The organism is Pseudomonas sp. ICMP22404, from assembly GCF_006227205.1.
Taxonomy (GTDB): Bacteria; Pseudomonadota; Gammaproteobacteria; order Pseudomonadales; family Pseudomonadaceae; genus Aquipseudomonas.
The window spans coordinates 393,081-415,013 of record NZ_VCNG01000004.1 but is presented as its reverse complement, the minus strand read 5'-3'; the positions used below and the strand labels follow the sequence as shown (position 1 = coordinate 415,013).

Sequence of the window (21,933 nt, the reverse complement as noted above, 5' to 3'; positions counted from 1 at the left end):
CGCCACCTCCTCAGCGGTTCTGCTCGGGATTCCATTGGCTGTAGCGCCGGCCCCGCAGGAACTGCCACAGGCCGATGCTCATGCCCGCGAGCGTCACCAGCACGAACGCCGCCAGGCGAAAGGGCCGGGGCAAGCGGTGGTGCATATCCAGCAGGCCAAGCAGTGCCATGGCGTAGCCGAGCACTTGGGCTGCCAGGCTCAGGCGATAGAACCCTTGGTCGCTCCACAACCAGAGGTTGCTGAGCAGCAGTGGCAGCAGCAACACCGGCGCCAGGCGGCGGATCAGCTTGTGGCTGATCAGGCCGATGGCGTACAGGCCATGCCGCAGCGGATTGAGCAGTGCCCGGCGTTGGGCCAGGCTTTGCAAGCCACCGACGGTGACCCGCTGGCGCCGACGAAACTGCTTGTCGGCCTCGTCCACCCCCTGGTCGATCACCCGAGCCTTCGGTGCATAGACGATGGATTTGCCGGCGGCTGGTGCGCAGGTGCTGAGGAAGAAATCATCGTTGACCTGGGCCGGGATCGGCTCGAACAGCTCCCGGCGCAGGGCCAGCAGCGCGCCATCGGCCGAAACCATGCAGTCGGTGCGGCTTTCCACCCGCCGCAGCCAGCCCTCGTAGTGCCGATACAGGCTGTCGCCCAGGCTCAGGCCCTTGCCCGGCACGGGGATTTCCATGTGTCCGGCACAGGCGCCGACCTCTGGATCACCCAGCGGGGCGAGCAAATGGCCGAGGGTGTCGTGGCTCCATTGGTTATCGGCGTCGGTAAAGACCAGGATCTCACCGCTGCTGTGGGCCACGCCGGTATTGAGGGCCGCGGCCTTGCCCTGGCGGGGCAGGTCGAGCACCGTGATGCGCGGGTCGATCACCTTGCGCGCGCAGACCACTGTGTCGTCGCTGGAGCCGTCGCTGGCGAGGATGATCTGCAGCGAGCGCGCCTGATAATCCTGGGCGAGCAAGGTACGCAGTTTGTCTTCGATGTGTCGTGCTTCGTTGTGGGCGGCGATGACGATGCTGATGTCCATCGGCAGTGCCTTGCCGTAGCGCCGGACCGGAAACAGCGGTGTCAGCAGGCCGAGCATGAGTGGGTAACCGAGGTAGGCATACACCGGCAGCAACAGGCAGGTCCAATAAATGAATTCAGCCACGGGCAGGTCTCCTGACGTTCCAATGACAGAGGTTGAGCAGCAACGCTGCACCGGTCAGGTGCAGGCGCACCCCGTGCAAGGCCCACAGTTGCAAGGTCAAGCGCGGATCGCGACGACTCTGGCGTAGGCTGAGGAACAAGGGCGCAAGCGTGGTGATCAGCAACAGCAGCGACGCCAGGCGCAACTGACCCTGGAGCAAGGCGACCAGTGCCAGCAGATCCAGCCCCCAGGTCGCGATGGACAGCACCGGGAAACGCAGCAGGCGCAAGCTCGGACCGTGGCTGCGCAGCAGTTGCAGATGACTGCCCTGGCGCCACAGTTCCTTGCTTATCCACTCGCGCCAACTGCCTTCGTAACCCCAATGCAAGGCCACGCATTCGTTGACCAGCAACAGTTGCGCGTCGATCTGGCGCAGGCGCAGGGAGAAGTCCTTGTCCTCGCCGGTGCGCAGGGCTTCGTCGAAACCGCCGACCCGCTCGAACCATGAGCGACGCATCAACAGGTTGGCGCTGGGCAGCCACTGCACCCGGTGCAGGCGATGGGAGCCGGGACGCTGGCTGCGGCGCTGCCAGGCTTCGGCGAACCAAGGCGCCTGGCGGGGCGTGTCGAGGTCCAGGCCCAGTACATCGCCTTGATGACCCTCCAGCTCCAACAGCAGCTTGAGCCAGTTGGCCGGCATCTCGATGTCGGCGTCGATGAACGCCAGCCAATCGCCATGGGCCACCGCCGCGCCGCGGTTGCGCAGGGCACCGATGTGCACACCGGGCACGATCAACACCCGCGCGCCCAGTTCATTGGCGATGCGCGGGCCATGATCGTCGGAGCCGTTGTCCACCACGATCAGCTCGCATTCCAACTGCGCCTGGCGGGCAGCTTCCTGGGCCGCCAGCAAGGTACGGCCGATGTGCCGGGCTTCGTTGTACATCGGGATCACGATGCTGACCCGGTTCATGGGCGCGCCTCCTGCGGCGTTGCCTGTTCGGCCTCCTGGCGCAACACGGAGGTCAAGGCGAGCATGATCCACAGCAGCTTGTGGTTCGGCGCACTGAGGAACATCAGGAACAGCATCAGCGACAGGAAGCTCATGCCCAGGTGCGTCAACAGATCCGCCTGTGCCCAGTCCCGGCGTTCGAGCCAGATCCGGCGGGCCTGCAGCAGGTTGTACAGGCCCAGGCCCAGCATGCCGACGAACATCAGCCCGCCCGGGATGCCGATTTCACTGAAGATTTCCAGGTAGGTGTTATGGGCCCGGCGATACAGGTCCCCCAGCTTGCGATTGGCCGAGAACGCCTTGGCGTAGCCGGTGGGCGCATAGTGCAGCGGGAAGGTGCCGGGGCCGGTGCCGAGCACCGGGTTTTCGCGGATCATCTGACTGCCGACCACGATGTACGAAGCACGCCGGCCGAGGGATTCATCCTTGTGGGCATTGACGCCGGCACTGAGAATGCTCAACGACTGGATACGTGCGACGTAGCCGGCTGGCATCACGGCGACTGCCAGGGGAACCAGGAGCGCCAACCCGAGCATGGCGAACCCCAGGTGCCGTGGACGGATGCGCGGCAATTGCGCGCGATAGTGATACAGCCCGATCGCCAGGCTGAGCAGGAGCACCACCAGCCCCGAACGCGATTCAGTCTTGGTCATGCCACCCAGCAGCAGCGCCAAACAACCCATCCAGAACAACCGGTGCAGCAGGTTCGGCCCGCGCACCACCAGCAGCAACGCCAGTGGCATGGTAAAGGCGATCAGCAGGGCGAAGGCGTTCGGGTCCTCCAGCAGGCCCGAGGCGCGGCCCTGGTCCTGATATTTGGCGGAAAACATCGCCATCACGCAGGTGGTGCTGACACTCAGCGTCATCAGGCGGCAGAACAGGTCGAGGTTCAGTTCGCGGCCGATCAGCAGGGTGATGACGAACAGGATCAACCCCACGCTCAGTTCGCGAAAATGGGTCATCGACAGTTCCAGGCTGTCCGACAGGTAAAGGCTCAGGCTATACAGCATCATGAAGCCGATCAGCGGCCGCCAGATATTGCTGCGCAGGCGCGTGCCCGGAATCTGGTGCAGGGCCAGTTGCAGCATCAGTATCAGTATCAGTGCCAGACCGAAGAATTTGCTGCCAGAGAGCGGGTTGTCCTTGAACAGCCCTTCGAACGGGACCAGCGCAGCGATGCCCAACAGGCCCCAGCCGGGTTTGCGATAGAGCAAGGCGACACCCACCAGGCCCAGCACCGCCCCCGGCGCCAGGAACGGATAAGGGCTGGCCAGCAAGGCCAGGCAAACCAGCCCCAGCAGGCTGACAATCGAGAGAGGGACAATCATGGACGAGCCTCCCGTGCCGTACGGATGTAGAGCTGCGACCAGCGTTCGGCCAGCGTGCGCAGGTCGTAGCGGTCCTGTTGGGTGCGGCGTGCGTTATCGGCCAGGATCTGCGCCAGGGGCGGTTCGCTGAACAGCGTTTCGATCTGCCGGGCCAGTTCGGCGCTGTCGGCAGGTGTGGCGAGCAATCCGTTGTGACGGTCCTGTACCACATCGGGAATGCCGCCGACGCCGAATGCCACCACCGGTACCCCGGCTTGCATGGCCTCGAGCAGAATCATCGGCGTGCCTTCGGTGCGCGAACTGATCACCAACGCGTCGAGGCGGCTCCACCAGGCGTTCATGTCGGTCTGGTACCCGGGCAGTTCGATACGCGTGGGTAGTCCGGCATCGTTGATGCGCTTGAGCAGGGCCTGACGTTCCGGGCCGTCACCGAGCATCACCGCGTGCAGCGACGGATGCCGCTGGCACAGGGGGATCAGGGCGTCGAGGAACAGGTCCGGGCCTTTCTCGCTACTCAGGCGGCCGACGTAGCCGACCCGCCAGCGCTGGCCGTCATCGCGGTGGGCCACTGGTGCCGTGGGCGTCGGCAAACCGTTGGGGATCACGGCGACTTTTTCCGCCCGCACGCTGGCCTGGCGATGCAGCACCGCGATGCTCTCTGCCACGCAGACCACGCGCTTGACCGACGCCGTGCGGCACAATTGCAGGCTCAGCCAGGTGTAGAAACGCTGTTTCGGGCTGCGCGGCGTGAACCCGTGCTGGGTGATGACCAGTGGCAGGCGCAGCAACGTGGCCGCGGCCCAGCCGAACAGCAGCCCCTTGAAGTTGTGGGTGTTGAGCAAAGGTTGCTCGCTGCGCCGTTGGCGCAGGTGTTGCAACAGCTCGGCCCAGCTCCTGCAGTGATGGCAATCGACCCCGGCCTGGCGAAAGCGCGCGATCAAGGTCGGCGGCGCCGCGAGGAACAGCACCTGGTGCTGCCCCGGAGTCGCCAGGCAATGATCGAGCAGCATCCGCTCGGCCCCGTAGAAGCCACCGCTGTCGAGCAAATGAATGATCGGCAGGGGGCTGCTGCGGTGGGACGGGCCGAACGGCGCGTTCAATTGCGCACCCAATGGACAAGGCTGGGCAGGCTCCAGTTGCGGTGCGGATTGATCTGGTCGGGGGACTGCTCGTTGATCACCAGCAGCACCGGTACGTCCAGTTGCTGGCTGATCTGCGCTGGGTGCTTGAAGCGATGGTCGAAGAACTCACGCACGTAGACCAGGGCAATCGCCAGCAGCAGGCCGCTGAACAGGCCGAACGGGATAATCAGCATCGGCTTGGGGAAGGCCGCGGCGGTCGGTTCGAAGGGCGGGCTGAGCACGCGGGCGTTGGACAGGTCGTTGTCCAGCGAACGGGCGGTGCTGGCTTCGGCGAACCGTTGGGCGTAGGTGGAGAACGCCGCATGCAGGGCGTTGATCTCGGTGTCCATCTGCTGCAGCTTGCTCTGGGTTTCCTGCAACTGGTGGATACGCCCCTTGAACGCGGCGATACGCTGGACCTTCTGATCGATCACCGAGCTGACCACCGCCAGGTCGGTGGTGCGTTCCTGGATCCGGTTGTTCACCACCTTCAGGAATTGTTGACGGGTGCGCACGATCTGTTCCCGGGCCAGCAGCATCGGTTCGCTGCCGGGTTGGAAGATCGCCAGGTCGTTCATGTAGCGGCTGACCTGGCCGGTCAGTTGCTCACCCAACTGTTTGATCTCCCGGTCTTCGAAGGCGATGTTGTCCACGGTGGTGGTGAAGGTGAAGGGAAAGGTGTAGTCGTTGAACCGCGAGCTGTTCGCCGCCGCCAGACTGGTCTTGAGATAGTCGAGCCAGCGTTGGCTTTGCAGCAGGCGATCCTGGTACAGGTTCAAGGCCTGCTCTTCAGTGTTGATGGCGTTCAGGCGGAAGGTGATTTCCTCCTTCGGATCAGCCGACCCGACGCCTTCAAGCAAGGCCAGCCGGGTACCTTCCAGGCCGTCGAGGCGACTCTGGTATTGGCTTTTCTTCTGCTCATAGAAGGCCTGCGGCAACTCGATCGATTGCAGCTCCTGGCGACTGGAGAGGTAGTTCTGCAGCAGTTGCGCCACGAACCGAGTGCCTTGCTGCGGATCACCGAAGCTGTAGACGATGGAGATGACGTTGGAGCCGGGTAGGGTCTCGATCTTGAGGTTGTCGACGGCTTCGTCAGTCAGCGTATCGAGCACGGTGTCGCGCACCGGATCGACCTCCAGTCCGAGGCCATCGCGCAGCGGGTTGATCACGTACTCGCGCAGCGGCGTGGTGACGTAGCGCTTGAACGGTTCACTGACCCATTTGTTGAAGATGCCGGGGCTGGGGTTGTACTCGCCCTGGTCGCGCAGGGTACTGATGGTCTGCCGGATCAGCGCCGGCGAACGCAGGATATTGCTCTCGGTTTCCATGTCCGCCAGGGACGGCGGAATGAAGGTGGCGTTTTCCTGGTTCAGCGACGTGGTGGCGTCGCCTTGTGAGAGTTTTTTCGACTGTACGATCACCTGGGCGGTGATATCGAAGCTCTGTTTGAGCACCAATGGCAGCGCCAGGGCAATCACGGCGAAGATCAGGAAGATGCGCTTCACCCACTGCTTGTTGGCGAAGAAGATCCTGAAGAACTCATGCAGATAGTTTTCCTTGGGATTCATGATCGATCACCTGGCTCAGTTGCTGTTGCTGCCTTTGTTGTCGAGGCGGTAGCCGAAGCTGAGCCCCACGCCCTGGAACAGCACCACGTCAGCCAGTTGCCTGGCGAGTTCGCCGGCGCTGGCAAGCTTGGTCTTGGGCACGAAGAGCATGTCTTCCGGTTGTAGGTAGGCAATTTGCGAGGCATCGCCGCTCAGGGCTTTTTCCACGTCGTAGTGACGGGCTTCGACCTGGTTGCCGTTGCGACGCATGATCACCACCGAGTCGAGCCTTGCCTTGACGTTCGTGCCCCGGGCAAGGGTCAGTGCCTCGAGCACGGAGATCGGCCGGCGGATCGGGTAGGAACCGGGTTGGGCCACTTCACCGAGGACATAGATTTCATTACCAGCGGTGGACTTGAGCAGCACGTCCACGGTCATGTGGCCGGGCAGTTGGGCATAGCGCTCGTTGAGGAAGGTCTCCAACTGGGTGACGGTCATTCCTTGCAACGGCACCGAGCCGATTTCCGGGAAGCTGGCGTAGCCATCCCGGCCCACGATGATTTCCCGGCTCATGCCGGTGGCCGGGTGGGTCAAGGTGTTGCGCAGGTTCGTCTCGTTGGACAGCGGGCTGGTCACCAGCACCGTCAACTGGTTGCGATTGGGCTGGAACAGCATTTTCTGGTCGTAGGCCCGTTGCACCGCCAGGCGCGCTTCGTCGGTGGTCATGCCGGCGACTTTCACCGACGTATTGGCTCCCGGCAGTTCAATACTGCCGTCGGGCATGACCAGTTGCGAGCCGTTGAGCTGGCTGGCGGCGGTGAAGTTCAGGGCCACCTGGTCGCCCGGTTGCACGCGATAAGCCTGGGGACTGGTGGTGCCAATGTGAAAGATCACATCGAGCACATCCTGGGGCCGCAGGGTCTGTTCGACCTTGGGCATGTCGGTGGCCTGGGCGTTGGCCGGTGCGGCCGTGAGGATCTGCACCGGCATCGATCGGGTATCGCTGGTGCTGGAGCAGCCGGCAAGCGGCAGCAACAGCAGGACAAGCATCTTGGCGTTCATCTCGTCATCCTTCTGCACGCTTACAGGTTGTTGTAGAGCCATTTGGGCATGTAGTACTTGCGCCGGTTGAACACGCTGCCCACCACTTTCGCGCCGGCCTGGGCCAGGCGCTGGCGGGTGGCCTGGGCCACTTCCCAGCGGGTGTCTTCACCACGTACCACCAGCACCACGCCATCCACCTGGGCGCTCATGACCAGGGTGTCGGAGGCCGCATACACGGCGTCGGCGTCGATCACCACGAAGCGGTACTGCGCGGCCAGGTGCCTGAACAGATGTCGCAGTTGTTCGGGATTGAGCCGTTCGGCATTGCGCCCCAGGCGGCCGATGGGCAGCACGTCGAAGGGCAGGCTGGAGGTTTGCACCACGCAGTCCTGCAACAGGGGCGGGGTGAGGTGGTTGAACAGCAGGTCGCTGAAGCCGCGCTCCTTTTGCAGCCCCAGTTGCTGGCTGAGGTTGCGCGGTGACTGGCTGGCGTCCACCAGCAATACGCGGCCGCTGCTCATCTGCGCCAGTTGAGCGGCCAGTGCCATGGCGCTGGTGCTGGTCCCGGTGCCGGTGTTTGCGGACGTCAGAAGCAGGATCCGCAGGGAAGGGTCGAGCACGGTCGAGGTCAGGTTGGTCTCGCTCGGGCTTGCGATGCTCAGGATATTCGTTGAACCGTCCATTTAACTCGCTCCGTGGCCGCTGAAAACTTTGAAGGGGGTAATCATCAGGATCTTCAAATCCAACAACAGGCTCTGCTCGGCGATGTAGCTGAGGTCCAGTTCCACGCGCTGGTCGAAGTCGATATTGCTGCGCCCGGAGATCTGCCACAGGCCGGTCAGGCCGGGGTAAATGCTCAGGCGCACAAGATGGTTGTCCTTGTAGCGATAGGCGTTGAACGAGGTTGGGCGCGGGCCCACCAGGCGCATGTCGCCGGTCACCACATTGATCAGGTTCGGCAGTTCGTCGAGGCTGCTGCGTCGCAGGAACCGGCCGATGGGGGTGATACGCGGGTCGTTGTCGATCTTGAAGTCGATGGCGTCGGCACCGTGTTTGTTGAGGTGGCGCAGCGACTCCTTGAGGGCCTCGGCATTGGCGACCATGGTGCGGAACTTGTACATGCCGAAGACGCGGCCGCGGTAGCCGGTGCGCTTCTGCACGAACAGCACCGGTCCGGGGCTGGAGAACTTGACCAGCACGGCCAGGCCCAGCAGCAGCGGGCAGAGCAGGACCAGAAGGACCAGGGCACCGATGCAGGCCACCACCCGGTTGGTCCGCGAGACCGTCCACGGTCGACCACCGTCGCGGCCGGTCAGCCAGCCACGACCTTGCCGGTGGATGGCCGCGTCCAGGCGCCTGCGGTGTTCGGGGTCGACACGCTTGTCGCAGGGGGTGTTGATCGGAAGGGATTGCTCATGACGGGTCATAGACTCCTCCGCTGGGTTTCGTCTGCAAGTTCAGCCGCGAGCGGCGGGCGGGCAGCAGGCAGCGCGTAGTAATCGAGGAACCAGTCGATGAAGCGGCCCAGGCCTTCGTCCAGTTCGATGCGTGGCTGGAAGCCGGTGGCCCGTGCCAGGTCGCTGGCGTCGGCGCAGGTGTTGAGCACATCCCCCGGTTGCAGGGGCAGCAGTTCGACACGGGCGGTCAGCCCCAGGTGTTTTTCCAGTAGCGCAACGTAGGTCCGCAGAGCCACGGGGTGTTGCCCGCCGATGTTGTAGATGCGCCAGGGCGCGCGGCTGGTGGACGGGTCCGAGGGGTCCAGATCCCGTGCGGCAGTGACGCGGGGCGGACGTTCGATCAGCCGGGCGATGCTTTCGACGATGTCGTCGATGTAAGTGAAATCACGCTGGTGCTCGCCATGATTGAACAACTGCAGCACCCGGCCTTCGGCGATGGCGCGGGCGAACTGGATTGGCGACATGTCCGGCCGGCCCCAGGGGCCATACACGGTAAAAAAGCGCAGACCGGTGCAAGGGATGCCGAACAGGTGGCTGTAGCTGTGGGCCATCAGCTCGTTGGCTTTTTTGCTGGCGGCGTACAGCGACAGCGGATGGTCGACGTTGTCCCGTTCTGAATAAGGCGTGCGCGGGTTGGCGCCATACACCGAGCTGGAAGAGGCGTAGATCAGGTGCCTGAGCGGGTGACTGCGGCAGCTTTCGAGGATGTTCAGGAACCCGGTGAGGTTGCTGTCGACGTAGGCCCGTGGGTTCTCCAGGGAGTAGCGCACCCCCGCCTGTGCAGCGAGGTGGATCACCACATCCGGGCGGTACGATTGGAACAGATCATCGAGGGCGCCGGCGTCGGTCAGGTCCAGCCGTACCAGGGGGAAATCACCGGCCTGGGCCTTCACCCAGGCGATGCGGTCATGCTTGAGCTGGGGGTCGTAGTAGTCGTTGAAATTGTCCAGCCCGCACACCCGATGACCGTCGCGCAGCAGTCGCCGCACGCAGTGGGCGCCGATGAAACCGGCCGCGCCGGTCACCAGGATATTCACGCTTGCGGCCCTGGTGCCGAGCCGTCCGGCACGGTGTGCCGTAGCCCGATGCCGCGATACAGCAGCCCGGCGGCAGCGAGTTGGTCCGGGTTGTACAGGTTACGGCCGTCAATGATGACCCGGGCGCGCAGTTTGCTGGCCAGCAGGTCGAAATCCACCACGCGGAAGTTCTTCCACTCGGTGCAGATCACCAGCGCGTCGGCGTCTTCCAGGGTGTCGTCACGAGTGGCGCACAGGTTCAGATCCTTGCGGTAGCCGTAGAGCCGCCGGCATTCAGACATGGCTTCCGGGTCGTAGGCCTGGACGCGAGCGCCTTCGCGCCATAGTGCTTCCATCAGGTAGCGACTGGGTGCCTCGCGCATGTCGTCGGTGTTGGGCTTGAAGGCCAGGCCCCAGACGGCAATCGATTTACCGGCCAGGCCATCGGGAAACTGTTTGGCGAGCTTCTCGAACAGAATGTGCCGCTGGCGGTCGTTGACGTCGGTGACGCTGCGCAGCAGGTGCAGCGGCATGCCACTTTGTTCGGCGGTGTGCAGCAGGGCCCGCAGGTCCTTGGGGAAGCACGAGCCGCCGAAGCCACAGCCGGGATAGATGAAGTGATAACCGATGCGTGGGTCCGAGCCGATGCCCTTGCGCACCGCTTCGATGTCGGCACCCAGCCGTTCGGTGAGGTTGGCCAGTTCGTTCATGAAACTGATGCGGGTGGCGAGCATGGCGTTGGCGGCGTACTTGGTCAGTTCGGCACTGCGGTTATCCATGAACATCAGCTTTTCGTGGTTGCGGCAGAAGGGGGCGTAGAGTTCGCTCATCTGGTCGCGGGCCAGGGAGTCGGCGGTGCCGACGATGATCCGGTCCGGGCGCATGCAATCGGCCAGGGCGCTGCCTTCCTTGAGAAATTCGGGGTTGGACACCACCCGCACGTTCAGCCGTTTCAGGCCCCGTCGGGCCAGCGCCTGGCGAGCGCATTCGGCCACCTTGTCGGCGGTGCCCACTGGCACGGTGGACTTGATGATCAAGGTGCGATCGCTGTCCATGAAGTCGGCGATCTGCCGAGTCACCGCCAGTACATGGCTCAAGTCTGCCGAGCCATCTTCATCGGCGGGGGTGCCGACGGCGATGAAGATAAGTTCGCCATGGTTGACCGCGTCGCTGGCCTGGGAACTGAACGACAGGCGCCCGGCCTTGATGTTGTCTTCGAGTAATCCGGAGAGCCCCGGTTCGCTGATCGGGGGAACCGCTTGCTGCAGTTGCCGGATCTTGTTCGGGTCGATGTCGATGCACAACACACGATGCCCGACGTCGGCTAACGCCGCCGCCTGGATCAAACCAACATACCCCGTCCCAAATACGCTCACGTCCATTCTGGCGTGCCTCGTAAATCGTTTTTATGTAACTCGGATGAAACTGTTTAGGGGGGTATAGCGCAGCCTCAGAAAAGCGTGTCAGCAAAATGACAGTTGTCACTGTTGGCAAAACTAGAAAGCGTTTGGCCTTTTGATATCAAGTTATTGACAGTCTTGGAAAAGTGCCGGTTTTAAAGGCTTGAAGGCGCGTCAAAAAAATCGATGAACGGTATTTATCCATAGGTTTTTCATTTTTTTTAGGGCTTTTCGTGTCATTTTTGGGCTAACTTTTTTTTGACGCGTGTTTGATTCATTGCCTTTCTTGCGCTTTTGAAAGCCGCTGCTAGTGTCCAGGAACAGAGCCCTTTGCGAACGTCACGATTGCGTCGAGAAAGAGATGGCCCGATACCTCAAGGAACTGCTGCTGGCGCTGTACCTGATCAGGGGATATGACTATTACCTTGACCGTATGGCGGCGCTGGGTATTGGCTTTGCGACGGTGTTGTTCGTCGCGATGTTCGTGGCGTTGGTAGCGGCGTTGTGGATGACCGCCTATATCCGCCAAACCCTGGTACGGCACCTGTTCGCACTGGCGATGTTTGCGTCGGCGGTGTTCTTCGAGGTGTACACCCGGGTGACCGACAGTTACCTGACCTACAGCCAGTTCGTGTCAATGGTGTATTCCGGTGGTTTTATTCAGGAGGCGGCTTGGCAGTATCGCGAGGTGATCATTCATGCGGTGGTCGCTGGGCTGTTGCTGTTGTTGGGGATCGGCCTCAAGCCTCGCCGACGGATACCGTTGCCCGGTTATCTGCCCGTTGCCGCGCCGCTATTGGGCGTGCTGTTGCTCAGCGGCGTGCTCTTTGTGCGGGCAGGTGAGGGCGCCCGCGGGCTACCGGCTATGTACACGCCGCTGGCCTATTTGAACTTGTTCGCCTATGAGTCCTTGCACAACACGGTCGGCCCCCGGGAGCCGGTGCACCTGGTGCGGCAAACGCCGCCGATCGGGCACGACATCGTGCTGATCATCGATGAAAGCATCTCCGGCAACTACCTGGATATCAACACGCCGTCGGGCGTACACACCGGGCTCAAGACACCGCCATCCGGGGTGGATATTTTCAACTTCGGCTATGCGGCGTCCATTGCCAATTGCAGTGCCGACACCAACGTCACCCTGCGCTATGGCGGCACCCGCGCCGACTACATGCGTATCAACAGCACCCAGCCTTCGATCTGGCAGTACGCCAAGGGCGCGGGCTTGCGCACCGTCTACATCGACGCCCAGCGCACGGGTGGCAACCTGCAGAACCTGATGACCGATCTGGAGAAAAAGGACATCGATGTGTTTGTCCAATTCGATCAGACCAGCGTGCGCGACCGCGACATGGCGGCGGCAGACAAGCTGATCGAGTTGCTCGGCGATGACCAGCCGGAGTTGGTGCTCATCAACAAGGTCGGCGCGCATTTCCCGGTGCACGACAAATACCCCGACGATTTCATGAGCTACCGTCCTGCTTTGCCGCGTGGGCAGTATCAGGACGTGGCCGACACCGGCCGGCGTGACGGTTTCAATGGCCAGAAGGATGACTGGGTGCTCTACCGCAACGCCTACCAGAACACGCTGCTGTGGAACGTCGGCGAGTTTTTCTGGCGGATCTTCAGCCAGGCCTCCTTGGCCAATGCCGTGCTGATCTACACGTCAGACCATGGCCAGGACCTGCATGAACGCGGTAACCCGGGACTCAACACCCATTGCGGCGGCGACCCGGCGGAGGAAGAGGGACTGGTGCCATTGGTGGTGATCCAGGGTAGCCACCTGCAGACGCTCGACTGGCGCGAGGCCTGGGCCAGGAACAAGGACCGCTCCAGCCACTACAACATCTTCCCGACGCTGTTGCAGCTGATGGGCTATGACCGTGCGGGAGTTGAAGCCCTGTATGGAAAATCCCTGGACCAACCGACCGAAGACGACTTCACCTTCAACTACCGATTCAATGCTCGCCTGGGTGCCAAACCGGCCTGGAAACACATTGACCTGAACAGCATCGTGACCCCCAAACCGGCCCAGGCTGAGATGGCAGCAGGGCACTGAAGGGTGGGTCAGCTTGCATAGATGTTGACTGTGCCGCCGCCATCGCGAGCAGGCTCGCTCCCACCCTGGTCCGGGGTGAACACACCATCCATGCCCACCGCCAATCCCCTGTGGGAGCGAGCCTGCTCGCGATAGCGGTGGATCAGCTTGCATCGATTTGCCGGTGTCGCCGCCATCGCGAGCAGGCTCGCTCCCACTCTGATCTGGGTGTACACACTATCCCTGCTCACCGCCAATCCCCTGTGGGAGCGAGCCTGCTCGCGATAGCGGTGGATCAGCTTGCATCGATTTGCCGGTGTCGCCGCCATCGCGAGCAGGCTCGCTCCCACCCTGGTCCGGGGTGAACACACCATCCATGCCCACCGCCAATCCCCTGTGGGAGCGAGCCTGCTCGCGATAGCGGTGGGTCAGCTTGCATCGATTTGCCGGTGCCGCCGCCATCGCGAGCAGGCTCGCTCCCACCCCCTGATCTTGGGTGGACACACCATCCATGCCCACCGCCAATCCCTTGTGACAGCCTATCTTGTTGCGGCGATCGTTCCGGGGTGGGTGGGGTCGTGGAGAAGTGAGAAGCCCTGGTCGAGCAACGTGCGGCCAATGAAGCGCGACCCCCCATCGTTCAAGTGCGCGTCATCGCGATAGAGCATTTGCCCGTCGATGATCGGGCTGCACAGTCCCGCAGGGCAGATCACTTGATTGGGGTCGATAAAACGTACCTGGGGCAACCTGACGCGTATCCCTGCCCAGTAAGGTGCAGTTATATCCAGTTGGGCCGAGCATCGGCGATCGATGCCGAACATCAAGCGGCGCACGGGACAGGTCGCGGCTTTGTCGATGTTCTGGTTACTGAGGATCACGATCACCTGGTCTGTGTTGGCCGCCACTCGCTTGATGCTGGCTTCGACCCTATCGGCGGCGGCTGCGTCTTTCGGCCAGGCCCCGGCCAGCACGACGTAAGGGTAATGATTCTGCTCGATCAGGCTGAGCACGCGTCTGTTACGTTCCATGCAATGGGCGGCATACACCGTCGATACCTGAGCGGTGTAGCTGAAGATTGGCGGGCAGCCATCCAGGGTGTAATCCATCAGCTCGATGCCGTTGGGTTCGGCCAGGATATCCACCATGCCGGTGAAATGGTTGGCGAACGAGTCACCGACCATGATCCCGTCTATCTGCTCCTTGTGTGCTCCAAGTCGACAATGGGGGTTGGGCTCGGTGTCGTATTGCGCATTGGGCATGTGGCAGTCGCTGCGAAGTTTGTTCGGTTCGACCAGAGTCATTGCCTCGAGCGCCGCCACTTCAGGCGCAAAGCGCTGGGGAAAACCGTGCAACTGCAGGCTCAGCGCAGCCAGCACGGCGAGCCCAAGGGCCGGAGCGATGAATCGTCGAGTGAATACGTGTGCAAACGGTAATTGTGCTCCGGTCCGTCGAAAGGGGCGTTCGATATAGCGCCAGGAGCACCAGGACAGGGCGATCGACACCCCCAACAGTGAAATCCCCACGGGAAGGGTAATGGCAATGCCCAGGTAATTCAGATAGGCAATCAATGGCCAGTGCCATAGATAAAGCGAGTAGGAGATCAGGCCGATGAAGACCATGGGCCGGTTGTTCAACAAGCGAGACTGAACGCCAGCACTGCCGGCCAGAATCAGCAGCGCAGCGCCCAGGCAAGGCATCAAGGCATTGAGGCCGGGGAACGGGGCGTCGGGGCTCAGAGCAAACAAGGAAAAACCGATCAACCCGGCCCCTACCAACGCGAAACCCAAGGCTGCCCGCTTGTCGAGCGGCCTTGGCCGATACAGATAAATGCCCAGCACCCCACCCACCATCAACTCGAAAAAGCGCGTGGGCAGCAGATAGTAGGAGGCGGTGACGAAGACGTTCGTGGCGTACTCAGAAAAAGCAGTCGCCGCGATAATGCCCACCCCCAGCACGGCCAGCACATAACGCGGCGCCAGCCGATGAATCGCCAGGATGAGCAGTGGCCAGATCACATAGAACTGTTCTTCAATACCCAGCGACCAGGTGTGCAACAACGGGGCCTCGCTGGCGTCCGCCGCGAAGTAATTTCCGTACTTCACCCAGATGTAGATATTCGAAACCCCCAGCAGGGAGAACAGTGCACTGACGTTGAACCGGGTCAGGTCGGCCGGAGAAAGGATGACAGCTCCGGCGATCACGCTCGCCAGCAATACCGCTACCAATGCGGGAACAATGCGGTTGATGCGCCGCTGATAAAAACGCTTCACCGAAAAGCGGTTGTGCTTGATCTCGGAAAATACCTGGGAGGTGATCAGAAAACCCGAGATGACGAAGAAAATGTCGACGCCCACGAACCCGCCCGGGAGCAGGTTGGTGTTGAGGTGATGGATGAGCACGGCGAAGACTGCAACGGCGCGAAGCCCGTCGATATCGTGGCGATAGTCGCTGTGAGACATGTCGGTGATCGTCCTTGAATGCGAGATCGTCAAGGGTCGTCATATTCATGACGGTTTCGCCGACAGCCTGGAAGCGGCGTGAATTACTGATTGATTAATAGCTGAAAATAGGTTCCGCACAAGATTATCGGATCCAATATCGCTTCATGCTGACAAGCGGTTACTGCCCTTGCGCAGATCCAGCGATAGGGTCTGTACTCAACTCCGTTATCCTGAGCCTCACTGTGTCTCATCCGAGCCTTTCCATGCTTGAAGTCCGCGATGTGTTCAAAAGCTACGTCACTCCTCAGGGCCCGTTGTCGGTGCTGCAAGGCGTCGACCTGACCCTGGCGCCGGGCAGCAGCCTGGCGCTGATGGGAGAATCCGGCAGCGGCAAAAGTACGCTGCTGCACTTGGTCGCCGGGCTGGACAAGGTTGATCGCGGCAGCATCCGCAGTGGCGAGTACCGGCTCGACGGCATGAGTGAAAGCCAGTTGGCGAGTTGGCGGCGAACGGAAATCGGCCTGGTGTTCCAGCAGTTCAACCTCATCAGCAGCTTGTCGGTCGAAGACAACCTGGCGTTCCAGGCGCGATTGTGTGGTCGTCATGACCCTGCCTGGCAGACCCATCTGATACAGCGACTCGGGCTTGGGAACCTGCTGCGACGTTATCCCGAACAGCTTTCCGGCGGCCAGCAGCAACGGGTTGCCCTGGGCAGGGCGCTGGCCTCGCGTCCGCCTTTGCTGCTGGCCGACGAACCCACCGGCAGCCTCGACGAAGCCACCAGCGATGAAGTGCTGCACCTGTTGCTGGAGCTGTTGGACGGCAGTTCCACCAGCCTGCTGATGGTCACCCACAGTCCACGGGTGGCGGCCCGTCTGGCTGAACGCGTGGTGTTGCACGGTGGGCGGTTGGCGCAGGTGGGTGAGGATTGATGATCTTTCGCCAGACCCTCAAGGCCTTGCTCAGCCATTGGCGCCTGCACCCGGTGCAGTTTTTCAGTGTATTGACCGGGCTCTGGCTCGCCACCAGCCTGCTGACCGGTGTGCAAGCCTTGAACAGTCAGGCCCGGGACAGTTACGCCCGGGCCAGCCGGCTCATTGGCGGCGAACCCCAGGCCAGCCTCAGTGCCCCCGGCGGCGGTACTTTCCCCCAGCAATGGTTTGTCGATCTGCGCCGCCAGGGTTGGCCGGTGTCGCCGGTGTTGCAGGCCAGGGTGACGCTCAAGGGGCACGAAGACCAGCGCCTGCAACTGATGGGCATCGAACCGGTGTCTTTGCCCGCCGGTGCGGCGCTGGCGGGGCAGGCGCGGGAGATGAGCGAGGTGGTGGCGTTTTTCACCGACCCCGGTCGCACCTGGATCGCCCCGCAAACCCTGCAAGCCTTGGGGATGGGTGAGGGCGACCGGCCTCTGACCACCGATGGACACACCTTGCCGCCCCTGCACACCCAGGCGGACATGGCGCCGGGCATGCTGCTGATGGACATCGGCTTCGCCCAGCAAGTGCTCGGGCTGCCGGAGCGGTTGTCGCGATTGCTACTGCCCGCCACATTCACCGCGGCGTTGCCCGAGCCGTTCAACGGTCGTTTGCAGTTCAAGCGCGCCGATGAAGAAAACAATCTGTCGCGCCTGACCGAAAGCTTTCACCTGAACCTCGATGCCCTGGGCTTCCTGTCGTTTGTGGTGGGGTTGTTCATTGTTCATGCGGCGATCGGCCTGGCCCTGGAACAACGCCGCAGTTTGCTGAGAACCCTGCGAGCGTGCGGCGTCAGTGCGCGGATGCTGGTCACCAGTCTGACGGTCGAGCTGGGGGCACTGGCGTTGTTGGGCGGCGTTGCCGGGGTACTGAGCGGCTATTGGCTGGCGAGTCTGCTGTTGCCGGATGTCGCGGCGAGCCTGCGAGGGTTGTACGGCGCCGAGGTGCCCGGGCAATTGAATCTCAGCCCGTGGTGGTGGCTGAGCGGGGTTGGCCTGAGCCTGCTCGGCGCGCTGCTGGCCGGCGCCGACAGTTTGCTGCGGGCGGCGCGCTTGCCGTTGCTGGCGCTGGCCAACCCCCAGGCCTGGCATCAGGCCCATGCACGCTGGCTGCGCCGTCAGGGCTGGGTGGCGACATTGGCGGCGCTGATTGCCGTGTTTGCGTTGATTCGGGGCGACAGCCTGGCCAGCGGTTTTGTCCTGATGACGGCCTTGCTGCTGGGCGCGGCCCTGGCCTTGCCGGTGTTGCTCAATCATGCGCTGAACCTGTTGTTGCGTCGCAGCCGTTCCGTGCTTGGACAATGGTTTCTCGCCGACTGCCGGCAACAACTGCCGATGTTGAGCCTGGCGTTGATGGCCTTGCTGCTGGCGTTGGCGGCGAACATCGGTGCCGGCAGCATGACCGCAGGTTTCCGCCAGACCTTCACCCACTGGCTCGAACAACGCCTGACCGCGGAACTGTACGTCAGCCCGCAGACCCCGGCCCAGGCCGGTGAGCTGCACGCCTGGCTCAAGCAGCAACCGACCGTGACCGCCATACTGCCCAACTGGCAAGTCTCGGTGCCGCTGCAAGGCTGGCCGACGGATGTCTTCGGCGTCATCGATCACCCCCTCTATCGCCAGCATTGGCCGCTGTTGGAATCCGCCGACAGACCCTGGGAACAACTGGCCGCCGCCGACACGCTGATGCTCAGCGAACAGTTGGCTCGCCGCCTCAAGGTTCGGGTTGGCGATCAACTCACCCTGCCGACCCCGCAAGGGCCATGGACGCCGCGTATCGTCGGGATCTACGCCGACTACGGCAATCCCAAGGGCCACGTGCTGGTCAATGCCGACCACCTGCTCGTCCATTGGCCGCAACTGACGCCGTATCGCTTCAACCTGCGGATCGAGCCGTCCGCCATGCCGACGCTGCTGGCGGCGCTGCAAAGCCGATTCGACCTGGACGACAGCCGGATCGTCGATCAGGCCCGGCTCAAGGGCTGGTCGACCCAGGTGTTCGAACGCACCTTTGCCGCCACCGCCGCGCTGAACGGCCTGACGCTGGCCGTGGCCGGGGTAGCGCTGTTCATCAGCCTGCTGACCCAGAGCCAGAGCCGCCTTGGCCAGTTGGCGCCGCTGTGGGCGTTGGGCGTGACACGTCGGCAACTGATGCTGCTCAACCTTGGCCAGACCTGGCTGCTGTCGCTGCTGACCCTGGTGCTGGCCGTGCCGCTGGGTGTCGCCCTGGCCTGGTGCCTGGATGCGGTGATCAATGTGCAGGCGTTCGGTTGGCGCTTGCCGTTGCGGGTGTTCCCGGTGCAACTGGCGCAACTGCTGGCGTTGGCGATGTTCGCCACGTTGCTGGCGTCCGCCTGGCCGCTGTACGCCTTGTACCGCACCCAGCCTGCGGATCTGCTCAGGCGCTTTTCCCAGGAGGACCGCTCATGAAAATCAGGATCGGCCTGCTGCTGTTGGCGCTGCTCAGCGGTTGTGACAAACCGGCGGAACCTCCAAAAGGCTTTGCCGGCCTGGGGGGCGAGGCCGTTGCCTTCACACCGGTAGTGCCGGGACGGGTGTTCGGCTTTCCTGCGGATCACGGCGTTCACCAGGGCTATCGCATCGAATGGTGGTATGTCACCGCCAATCTCAAGGATGCCGAGGGGCATGAATTTGGTGTGCAATGGACACTGTTTCGCAGCGCCTTGAGCGCCGGGCCCCAAGCGGATGGCTGGCGCAACCAAACGATCTGGCTCGGTCACGCCGCGGTCACCTCTGCGACAGTCCATCATGCCGCCGAGCGCTACGCCCGGGGCGGGGTGGGGCAGGCCGGGGTGCGGGCGGTGCCCTTCGAGGCCTGGATCGACGATTGGCAATTCACGACCCAAGCGAGCGGCACCGACCCGTTGGCCGACATGCAACTGAAGGCCCGCGACCCACACTTTGGCTATGAGCTGCGCCTCACGTCGGCCCGTCCGCTTGTCTTGCAGGGCGACAAAGGCTTTAGCCAGAAATCCGAACAGGGGCAGGCGTCGTACTACTACAGCCAGCCGTTCTTCCAGGCCAGTGGTCAGCTGGAAATCGACGGTCAGCGTTATACGGTCAGTGGCCCGGCCTGGCTTGATCGCGAATGGAGCAGCCAACCGCTGACCGCGAACCAGACTGGATGGGACTGGTTCTCCCTGCATCTGGACAGTGGCGAGCATGTGATGCTCTACCGCATGCGTCACAAGGAAGGGGCGCCGTATCTCACCGGCACCTGGATTGATGCCCAGGGCCAAGCGCAACCCCTGCACGCCGCCGACATCGAGCTGGTGCCGCTGGACACGGCCCAGGTCGCCGGACGCTCGATGCCGGTTCGCTGGTCCATCAAGATCCCCGGCAAGCAGGTCGAGATCACCACTCGCGCCCTGAACCCCAATGCCTGGATGGCCCTGCGCATTCCCTATTGGGAAGGGCCGGTGCAAGTGAGCGGCAGCCAGGGAGGGAGCGGTTACCTGGAAATGACCGGTTATTGAGATCGTCGGAACTCCCGGGGAGCGGCTCCCTCATACCTTATGAATGCCCGGACAAGGCCTGATAGGAGCCCGTCATGAGCGACGACCTCAAACCCCCGGCGCTGGCCGATTGGCAGCGATTGTTCGACGACAAGGCCTATTGGCAGCAGTCGCCCGATGCTCATTTCACCGAGTTGATGCAGGTGGCCAACGACCTGTTCGGCCAAGGGGCTATCGACCTGGCGCAGTGGCAGGAGCTCAAGGCCCGGGCCGAACAACTGCACCAGCGCTCCCCGGACGCCAACGTCGCCGAAGAAGTCGCCGACCCCGATGCCTGATCTGTGAGCCCGAACACGCCAGGAGTAGTCATGAAGGACAACCCCGATCACACCACTCAGAACCCCGACGAACCGGCGCTGCCTGGCGAAGTGGAGCGCGATAACGATGCCCTGCGTCCGAACGATCCGGCTAAGCGCAAGCAGCAGGAGGGTAACCCCGGAGCGGGCGAGACCGATGCGCAAAAAGCCGGACGCCATCCCGCGAGTCCGTCATCTCGGTCCAATAAGAACGGCGATGTATAACTATTGTCAGGCTGATGTAACGCGTTACATGGCTTTTGTTGGGGGGATAGTTGTACTGAGCTGTTGCATTCATCTAACAGGTTGTAGAGCTATTGATGGGATCCAAGTTCTGAAAGTCAGTCAAACGATTAATTGAATGGATGAGTGCGTATTGGCTGCCAATAAAAAAATAACTCAATAGTGAATAATTATTTATAACAGCTGGCGGACACGGCTCGAAAGTTCCACTATGATTGAGCCCGTTCGCCCAGTGTCTGGCTCTTTACCAGTGCATGGAATGCCGAGGCCGTCACACTGGGCGAACACCGTCTGAAAACTTCCTCATACTTATCCACATCGACCAGCCGAGCCGGCCGATGCATGAACGGCTGTCCCGGTATTACCCGGCAACCGGCGAGCGCCAATCATCGGAGCCCGACGTTCCGCTGACTTCGTGAGTCCAAGTAATCTTGCGATAGGTGAAATGCACATCTTCCAGATGGGTAAAGTGTGCGTTCGCCGGGTCTTGGCAGTTGAGCATGTAGTCCTTGATATCGACGATGATCGCGTCTTCCAATGTAGTGGTGTAGTAATGCTCCTGGGTGCCGGCAGCAGAAGTGCGATACCACTGGATTTCAACTTTGGTCAGGCGTTCGCCGCAGGTCAGGGCCGCCAGCAACAGCGGCGAGGCCTTGTCGAAGACCTTGGTGATGACCAGAGGTTTATGCACGCGTTGGCCGGTTGGCTGGCCGGACTGTGGATCGCGCGGGATGATGACCTGATGCTGGAAGCCCTGCACCATGACCTGGTCTTCATGACCTTCCTGATAGGTGTTGCCCACCGAGTCGGCAGTAAACGCGCCGGCGGTGATCAGACCTTGTTTGGTGCCTTCGATGGACATGTACGCGGGGGTAGCCAATGGATGCTCTCCTTGCTGGATAACTAAAGGACCCCGGACGGGATCGTCCGAGGTGCCGGAAGGGTTATCAAGAGCTATGCCATTGCCTAAAAAACTTCGTTATTTCAAATAGTTATTGAGTTTTTTCAACAGTTGTCGAGTGTTTCTCCGGTCATTTGGACGCGATGTGCGCAATGGCCTGCGCAGTGCCGTGCAATTTCTTGCGCAACTGTTGTGAGCCCGTGAGCACAGACACAACGACTCGATTGATGGGTTTCATGGCGAAAGCAGGTGTGCATTTTTTGCCAGTCACGGTCTTGTGGCAGAGACACTCCCACCGGCCTGCGAAGCAGCCTGATGCGGGTCAGCTCAGAGAAATAAAAGCGCCATAAACTCTTGTGGCGAGGGGATTTATCCCCGCTGGGCGGCGAAGCGGCCCTAAATCCTCTATCTCGGTGCATCAGACGAATCGTGTTGAATGCCTGGGGCGGCTTCG

At 62.1% G+C, this 21,933-nt stretch carries 19 protein-coding genes; 6 read left to right on the top strand and 13 right to left on the bottom strand.

Going from position 1 to position 21,933, the window contains the following annotated elements; translation table 11 throughout:
- Positions 1 to 10: 10 nt before the first annotated feature.
- The 10 genes from FGE05_RS10080 to FGE05_RS10035 are packed head-to-tail and all read right to left on the bottom strand — an operon-like array spanning position 11 to position 11,033.
- The gene (locus FGE05_RS10080) at positions 11 to 1,147 is read right to left on the bottom strand and encodes a glycosyltransferase family 2 protein (protein ID WP_139644489.1); all 1,137 of its coding nucleotides are present in this window, start codon (positions 1,145 to 1,147) and stop codon (positions 11 to 13) included.
- Positions 1,140 to 2,099, bottom strand: coding sequence for a glycosyltransferase (locus tag FGE05_RS10075; RefSeq protein ID WP_139644486.1), 960 nt, complete (start codon positions 2,097 to 2,099; stop codon positions 1,140 to 1,142). The genes FGE05_RS10080 and FGE05_RS10075 overlap by 8 nt, the downstream gene beginning before the upstream one ends.
- Complete coding sequence (locus tag FGE05_RS10070) at positions 2,096 to 3,466, bottom strand: O-antigen ligase (RefSeq protein WP_139644484.1); 1,371 nt, start codon at positions 3,464 to 3,466, stop codon at positions 2,096 to 2,098. The genes FGE05_RS10075 and FGE05_RS10070 overlap by 4 nt, the downstream gene beginning before the upstream one ends.
- Positions 3,463 to 4,566 carry a glycosyltransferase family 4 protein gene (locus FGE05_RS10065; protein WP_139644481.1) on the bottom strand — a complete coding sequence of 368 codons (1,104 nt, stop codon included), beginning with the start codon at positions 4,564 to 4,566 and terminating at the stop codon, positions 3,463 to 3,465. The genes FGE05_RS10070 and FGE05_RS10065 overlap by 4 nt, the downstream gene beginning before the upstream one ends.
- On the bottom strand, positions 4,563 to 6,155 hold the full coding sequence (locus FGE05_RS10060; protein ID WP_139644479.1) for a Wzz/FepE/Etk N-terminal domain-containing protein: 1,593 nt from the start codon (positions 6,153 to 6,155) through the stop codon (positions 4,563 to 4,565). The genes FGE05_RS10065 and FGE05_RS10060 overlap by 4 nt, the downstream gene beginning before the upstream one ends.
- A gap of 15 nt (positions 6,156 to 6,170) precedes the next feature.
- Positions 6,171 to 7,196 carry a polysaccharide biosynthesis/export family protein gene (locus FGE05_RS10055; protein ID WP_139644478.1) on the bottom strand — a complete coding sequence of 342 codons (1,026 nt, stop codon included), beginning with the start codon at positions 7,194 to 7,196 and terminating at the stop codon, positions 6,171 to 6,173.
- A gap of 20 nt (positions 7,197 to 7,216) precedes the next feature.
- Positions 7,217 to 7,861 carry a CpsD/CapB family tyrosine-protein kinase gene (locus FGE05_RS10050; protein ID WP_139644477.1) on the bottom strand — a complete coding sequence of 215 codons (645 nt, stop codon included), beginning with the start codon at positions 7,859 to 7,861 and terminating at the stop codon, positions 7,217 to 7,219.
- Positions 7,862 to 8,605: a sugar transferase gene (locus FGE05_RS10045; protein WP_139644475.1), complete on the bottom strand. Its 744-nt coding sequence runs from the start codon at positions 8,603 to 8,605 to the stop codon at positions 7,862 to 7,864.
- On the bottom strand, positions 8,602 to 9,672 hold the full coding sequence (locus FGE05_RS10040; protein ID WP_139644472.1) for an NAD-dependent epimerase: 1,071 nt from the start codon (positions 9,670 to 9,672) through the stop codon (positions 8,602 to 8,604). The genes FGE05_RS10045 and FGE05_RS10040 overlap by 4 nt, the downstream gene beginning before the upstream one ends.
- A complete protein-coding gene (locus FGE05_RS10035; RefSeq protein ID WP_139644470.1) occupies positions 9,669 to 11,033 on the bottom strand; it encodes a UDP-glucose/GDP-mannose dehydrogenase family protein in 1,365 nt (454 codons plus the stop codon). The genes FGE05_RS10040 and FGE05_RS10035 overlap by 4 nt, the downstream gene beginning before the upstream one ends.
- Before the next feature lie 379 nt (positions 11,034 to 11,412).
- On the opposite strand from FGE05_RS10035, the gene FGE05_RS10030 reads away from it, so the two are divergent.
- Positions 11,413 to 13,110, top strand: coding sequence for a sulfatase-like hydrolase/transferase (locus FGE05_RS10030; RefSeq protein ID WP_139644468.1), 1,698 nt, complete (start codon positions 11,413 to 11,415; stop codon positions 13,108 to 13,110).
- Between the two features lie 8 nt (positions 13,111 to 13,118).
- Here the strand turns inward: FGE05_RS10030 and FGE05_RS29820 are convergent, their stop codons facing one another.
- Together FGE05_RS29820 and FGE05_RS10025 are read right to left on the bottom strand one after the other, a co-directional pair.
- The gene (locus tag FGE05_RS29820) at positions 13,119 to 13,340 is read right to left on the bottom strand and encodes a hypothetical protein (protein WP_176562998.1); all 222 of its coding nucleotides are present in this window, start codon (positions 13,338 to 13,340) and stop codon (positions 13,119 to 13,121) included.
- A 288-nt stretch (positions 13,341 to 13,628) separates the two neighbouring features.
- A complete protein-coding gene (locus FGE05_RS10025; RefSeq protein ID WP_139644466.1) occupies positions 13,629 to 15,548 on the bottom strand; it encodes an acyltransferase family protein in 1,920 nt (639 codons plus the stop codon).
- 245 nt (positions 15,549 to 15,793) lie between these two features.
- Here FGE05_RS10025 and FGE05_RS10020 point away from each other — a divergent pair, with 245 nt between their 5' ends.
- The 5 genes from FGE05_RS10020 (at position 15,794) to FGE05_RS10000 (ending at position 20,560) form a co-directional block, all read left to right on the top strand.
- Positions 15,794 to 16,462: an ABC transporter ATP-binding protein gene (locus FGE05_RS10020; RefSeq protein ID WP_139644464.1), complete on the top strand. Its 669-nt coding sequence runs from the start codon at positions 15,794 to 15,796 to the stop codon at positions 16,460 to 16,462.
- On the top strand, positions 16,459 to 18,933 hold the full coding sequence (locus tag FGE05_RS10015; RefSeq protein WP_139644462.1) for an FtsX-like permease family protein: 2,475 nt from the start codon (positions 16,459 to 16,461) through the stop codon (positions 18,931 to 18,933). The genes FGE05_RS10020 and FGE05_RS10015 overlap by 4 nt, the downstream gene beginning before the upstream one ends.
- Entirely contained in the window at positions 18,930 to 20,000 is a 1,071-nt protein-coding gene (locus FGE05_RS10010; protein ID WP_139644460.1) for a lipocalin-like domain-containing protein, read from the top strand. The genes FGE05_RS10015 and FGE05_RS10010 overlap by 4 nt, the downstream gene beginning before the upstream one ends.
- A gap of 74 nt (positions 20,001 to 20,074) precedes the next feature.
- Positions 20,075 to 20,317: a hypothetical protein gene (locus tag FGE05_RS10005; RefSeq protein WP_041022076.1), complete on the top strand. Its 243-nt coding sequence runs from the start codon at positions 20,075 to 20,077 to the stop codon at positions 20,315 to 20,317.
- A gap of 30 nt (positions 20,318 to 20,347) precedes the next feature.
- Positions 20,348 to 20,560: a hypothetical protein gene (locus FGE05_RS10000; RefSeq protein WP_139644458.1), complete on the top strand. Its 213-nt coding sequence runs from the start codon at positions 20,348 to 20,350 to the stop codon at positions 20,558 to 20,560.
- A gap of 379 nt (positions 20,561 to 20,939) precedes the next feature.
- Here FGE05_RS10000 and FGE05_RS09995 read toward each other — a convergent pair whose 3' ends face one another.
- Positions 20,940 to 21,458, bottom strand: a complete 519-nt coding sequence (locus tag FGE05_RS09995) for an Hcp family type VI secretion system effector (RefSeq protein WP_041022074.1) — start codon at positions 21,456 to 21,458, stop codon at positions 20,940 to 20,942.
- Positions 21,459 to 21,933 lie beyond the last annotated feature (475 nt).

What these genes read in the sequence shown, in the direction of transcription:
- FGE05_RS10075 (WP_139644486.1), bottom strand. Translation starts at nt 2,099, where the DNA reads ATGAACCGGGTCAGCATCGTGATCCCGATGTACAACGAAGCCCGGCAC.
- FGE05_RS10070 (WP_139644484.1), bottom strand. Translation starts at nt 3,466, where the DNA reads ATGATTGTCCCTCTCTCGATTGTCAGCCTGCTGGGGCTGGTTTGCCTG.
- FGE05_RS10060 (WP_139644479.1), bottom strand. Translation starts at nt 6,155, where the DNA reads ATGAATCCCAAGGAAAACTATCTGCATGAGTTCTTCAGGATCTTCTTC.
- FGE05_RS10055 (WP_139644478.1), bottom strand. Translation starts at nt 7,196, where the DNA reads ATGAACGCCAAGATGCTTGTCCTGCTGTTGCTGCCGCTTGCCGGCTGC.
- FGE05_RS10050 (WP_139644477.1), bottom strand. Translation starts at nt 7,861, where the DNA reads ATGGACGGTTCAACGAATATCCTGAGCATCGCAAGCCCGAGCGAGACC.
- FGE05_RS10045 (WP_139644475.1), bottom strand. Translation starts at nt 8,605, where the DNA reads ATGACCCGTCATGAGCAATCCCTTCCGATCAACACCCCCTGCGACAAG.
- FGE05_RS10035 (WP_139644470.1), bottom strand. Translation starts at nt 11,033, where the DNA reads ATGGACGTGAGCGTATTTGGGACGGGGTATGTTGGTTTGATCCAGGCG.
- FGE05_RS10030 (WP_139644468.1), top strand. Translation starts at nt 11,413, where the DNA reads ATGGCCCGATACCTCAAGGAACTGCTGCTGGCGCTGTACCTGATCAGG.
- FGE05_RS10025 (WP_139644466.1), bottom strand. Translation starts at nt 15,548, where the DNA reads ATGTCTCACAGCGACTATCGCCACGATATCGACGGGCTTCGCGCCGTT.
- FGE05_RS10020 (WP_139644464.1), top strand. Translation starts at nt 15,794, where the DNA reads ATGCTTGAAGTCCGCGATGTGTTCAAAAGCTACGTCACTCCTCAGGGC.
- FGE05_RS10010 (WP_139644460.1), top strand. Translation starts at nt 18,930, where the DNA reads ATGAAAATCAGGATCGGCCTGCTGCTGTTGGCGCTGCTCAGCGGTTGT.
- FGE05_RS10005 (WP_041022076.1), top strand. Translation starts at nt 20,075, where the DNA reads ATGAGCGACGACCTCAAACCCCCGGCGCTGGCCGATTGGCAGCGATTG.
- FGE05_RS10000 (WP_139644458.1), top strand. Translation starts at nt 20,348, where the DNA reads ATGAAGGACAACCCCGATCACACCACTCAGAACCCCGACGAACCGGCG.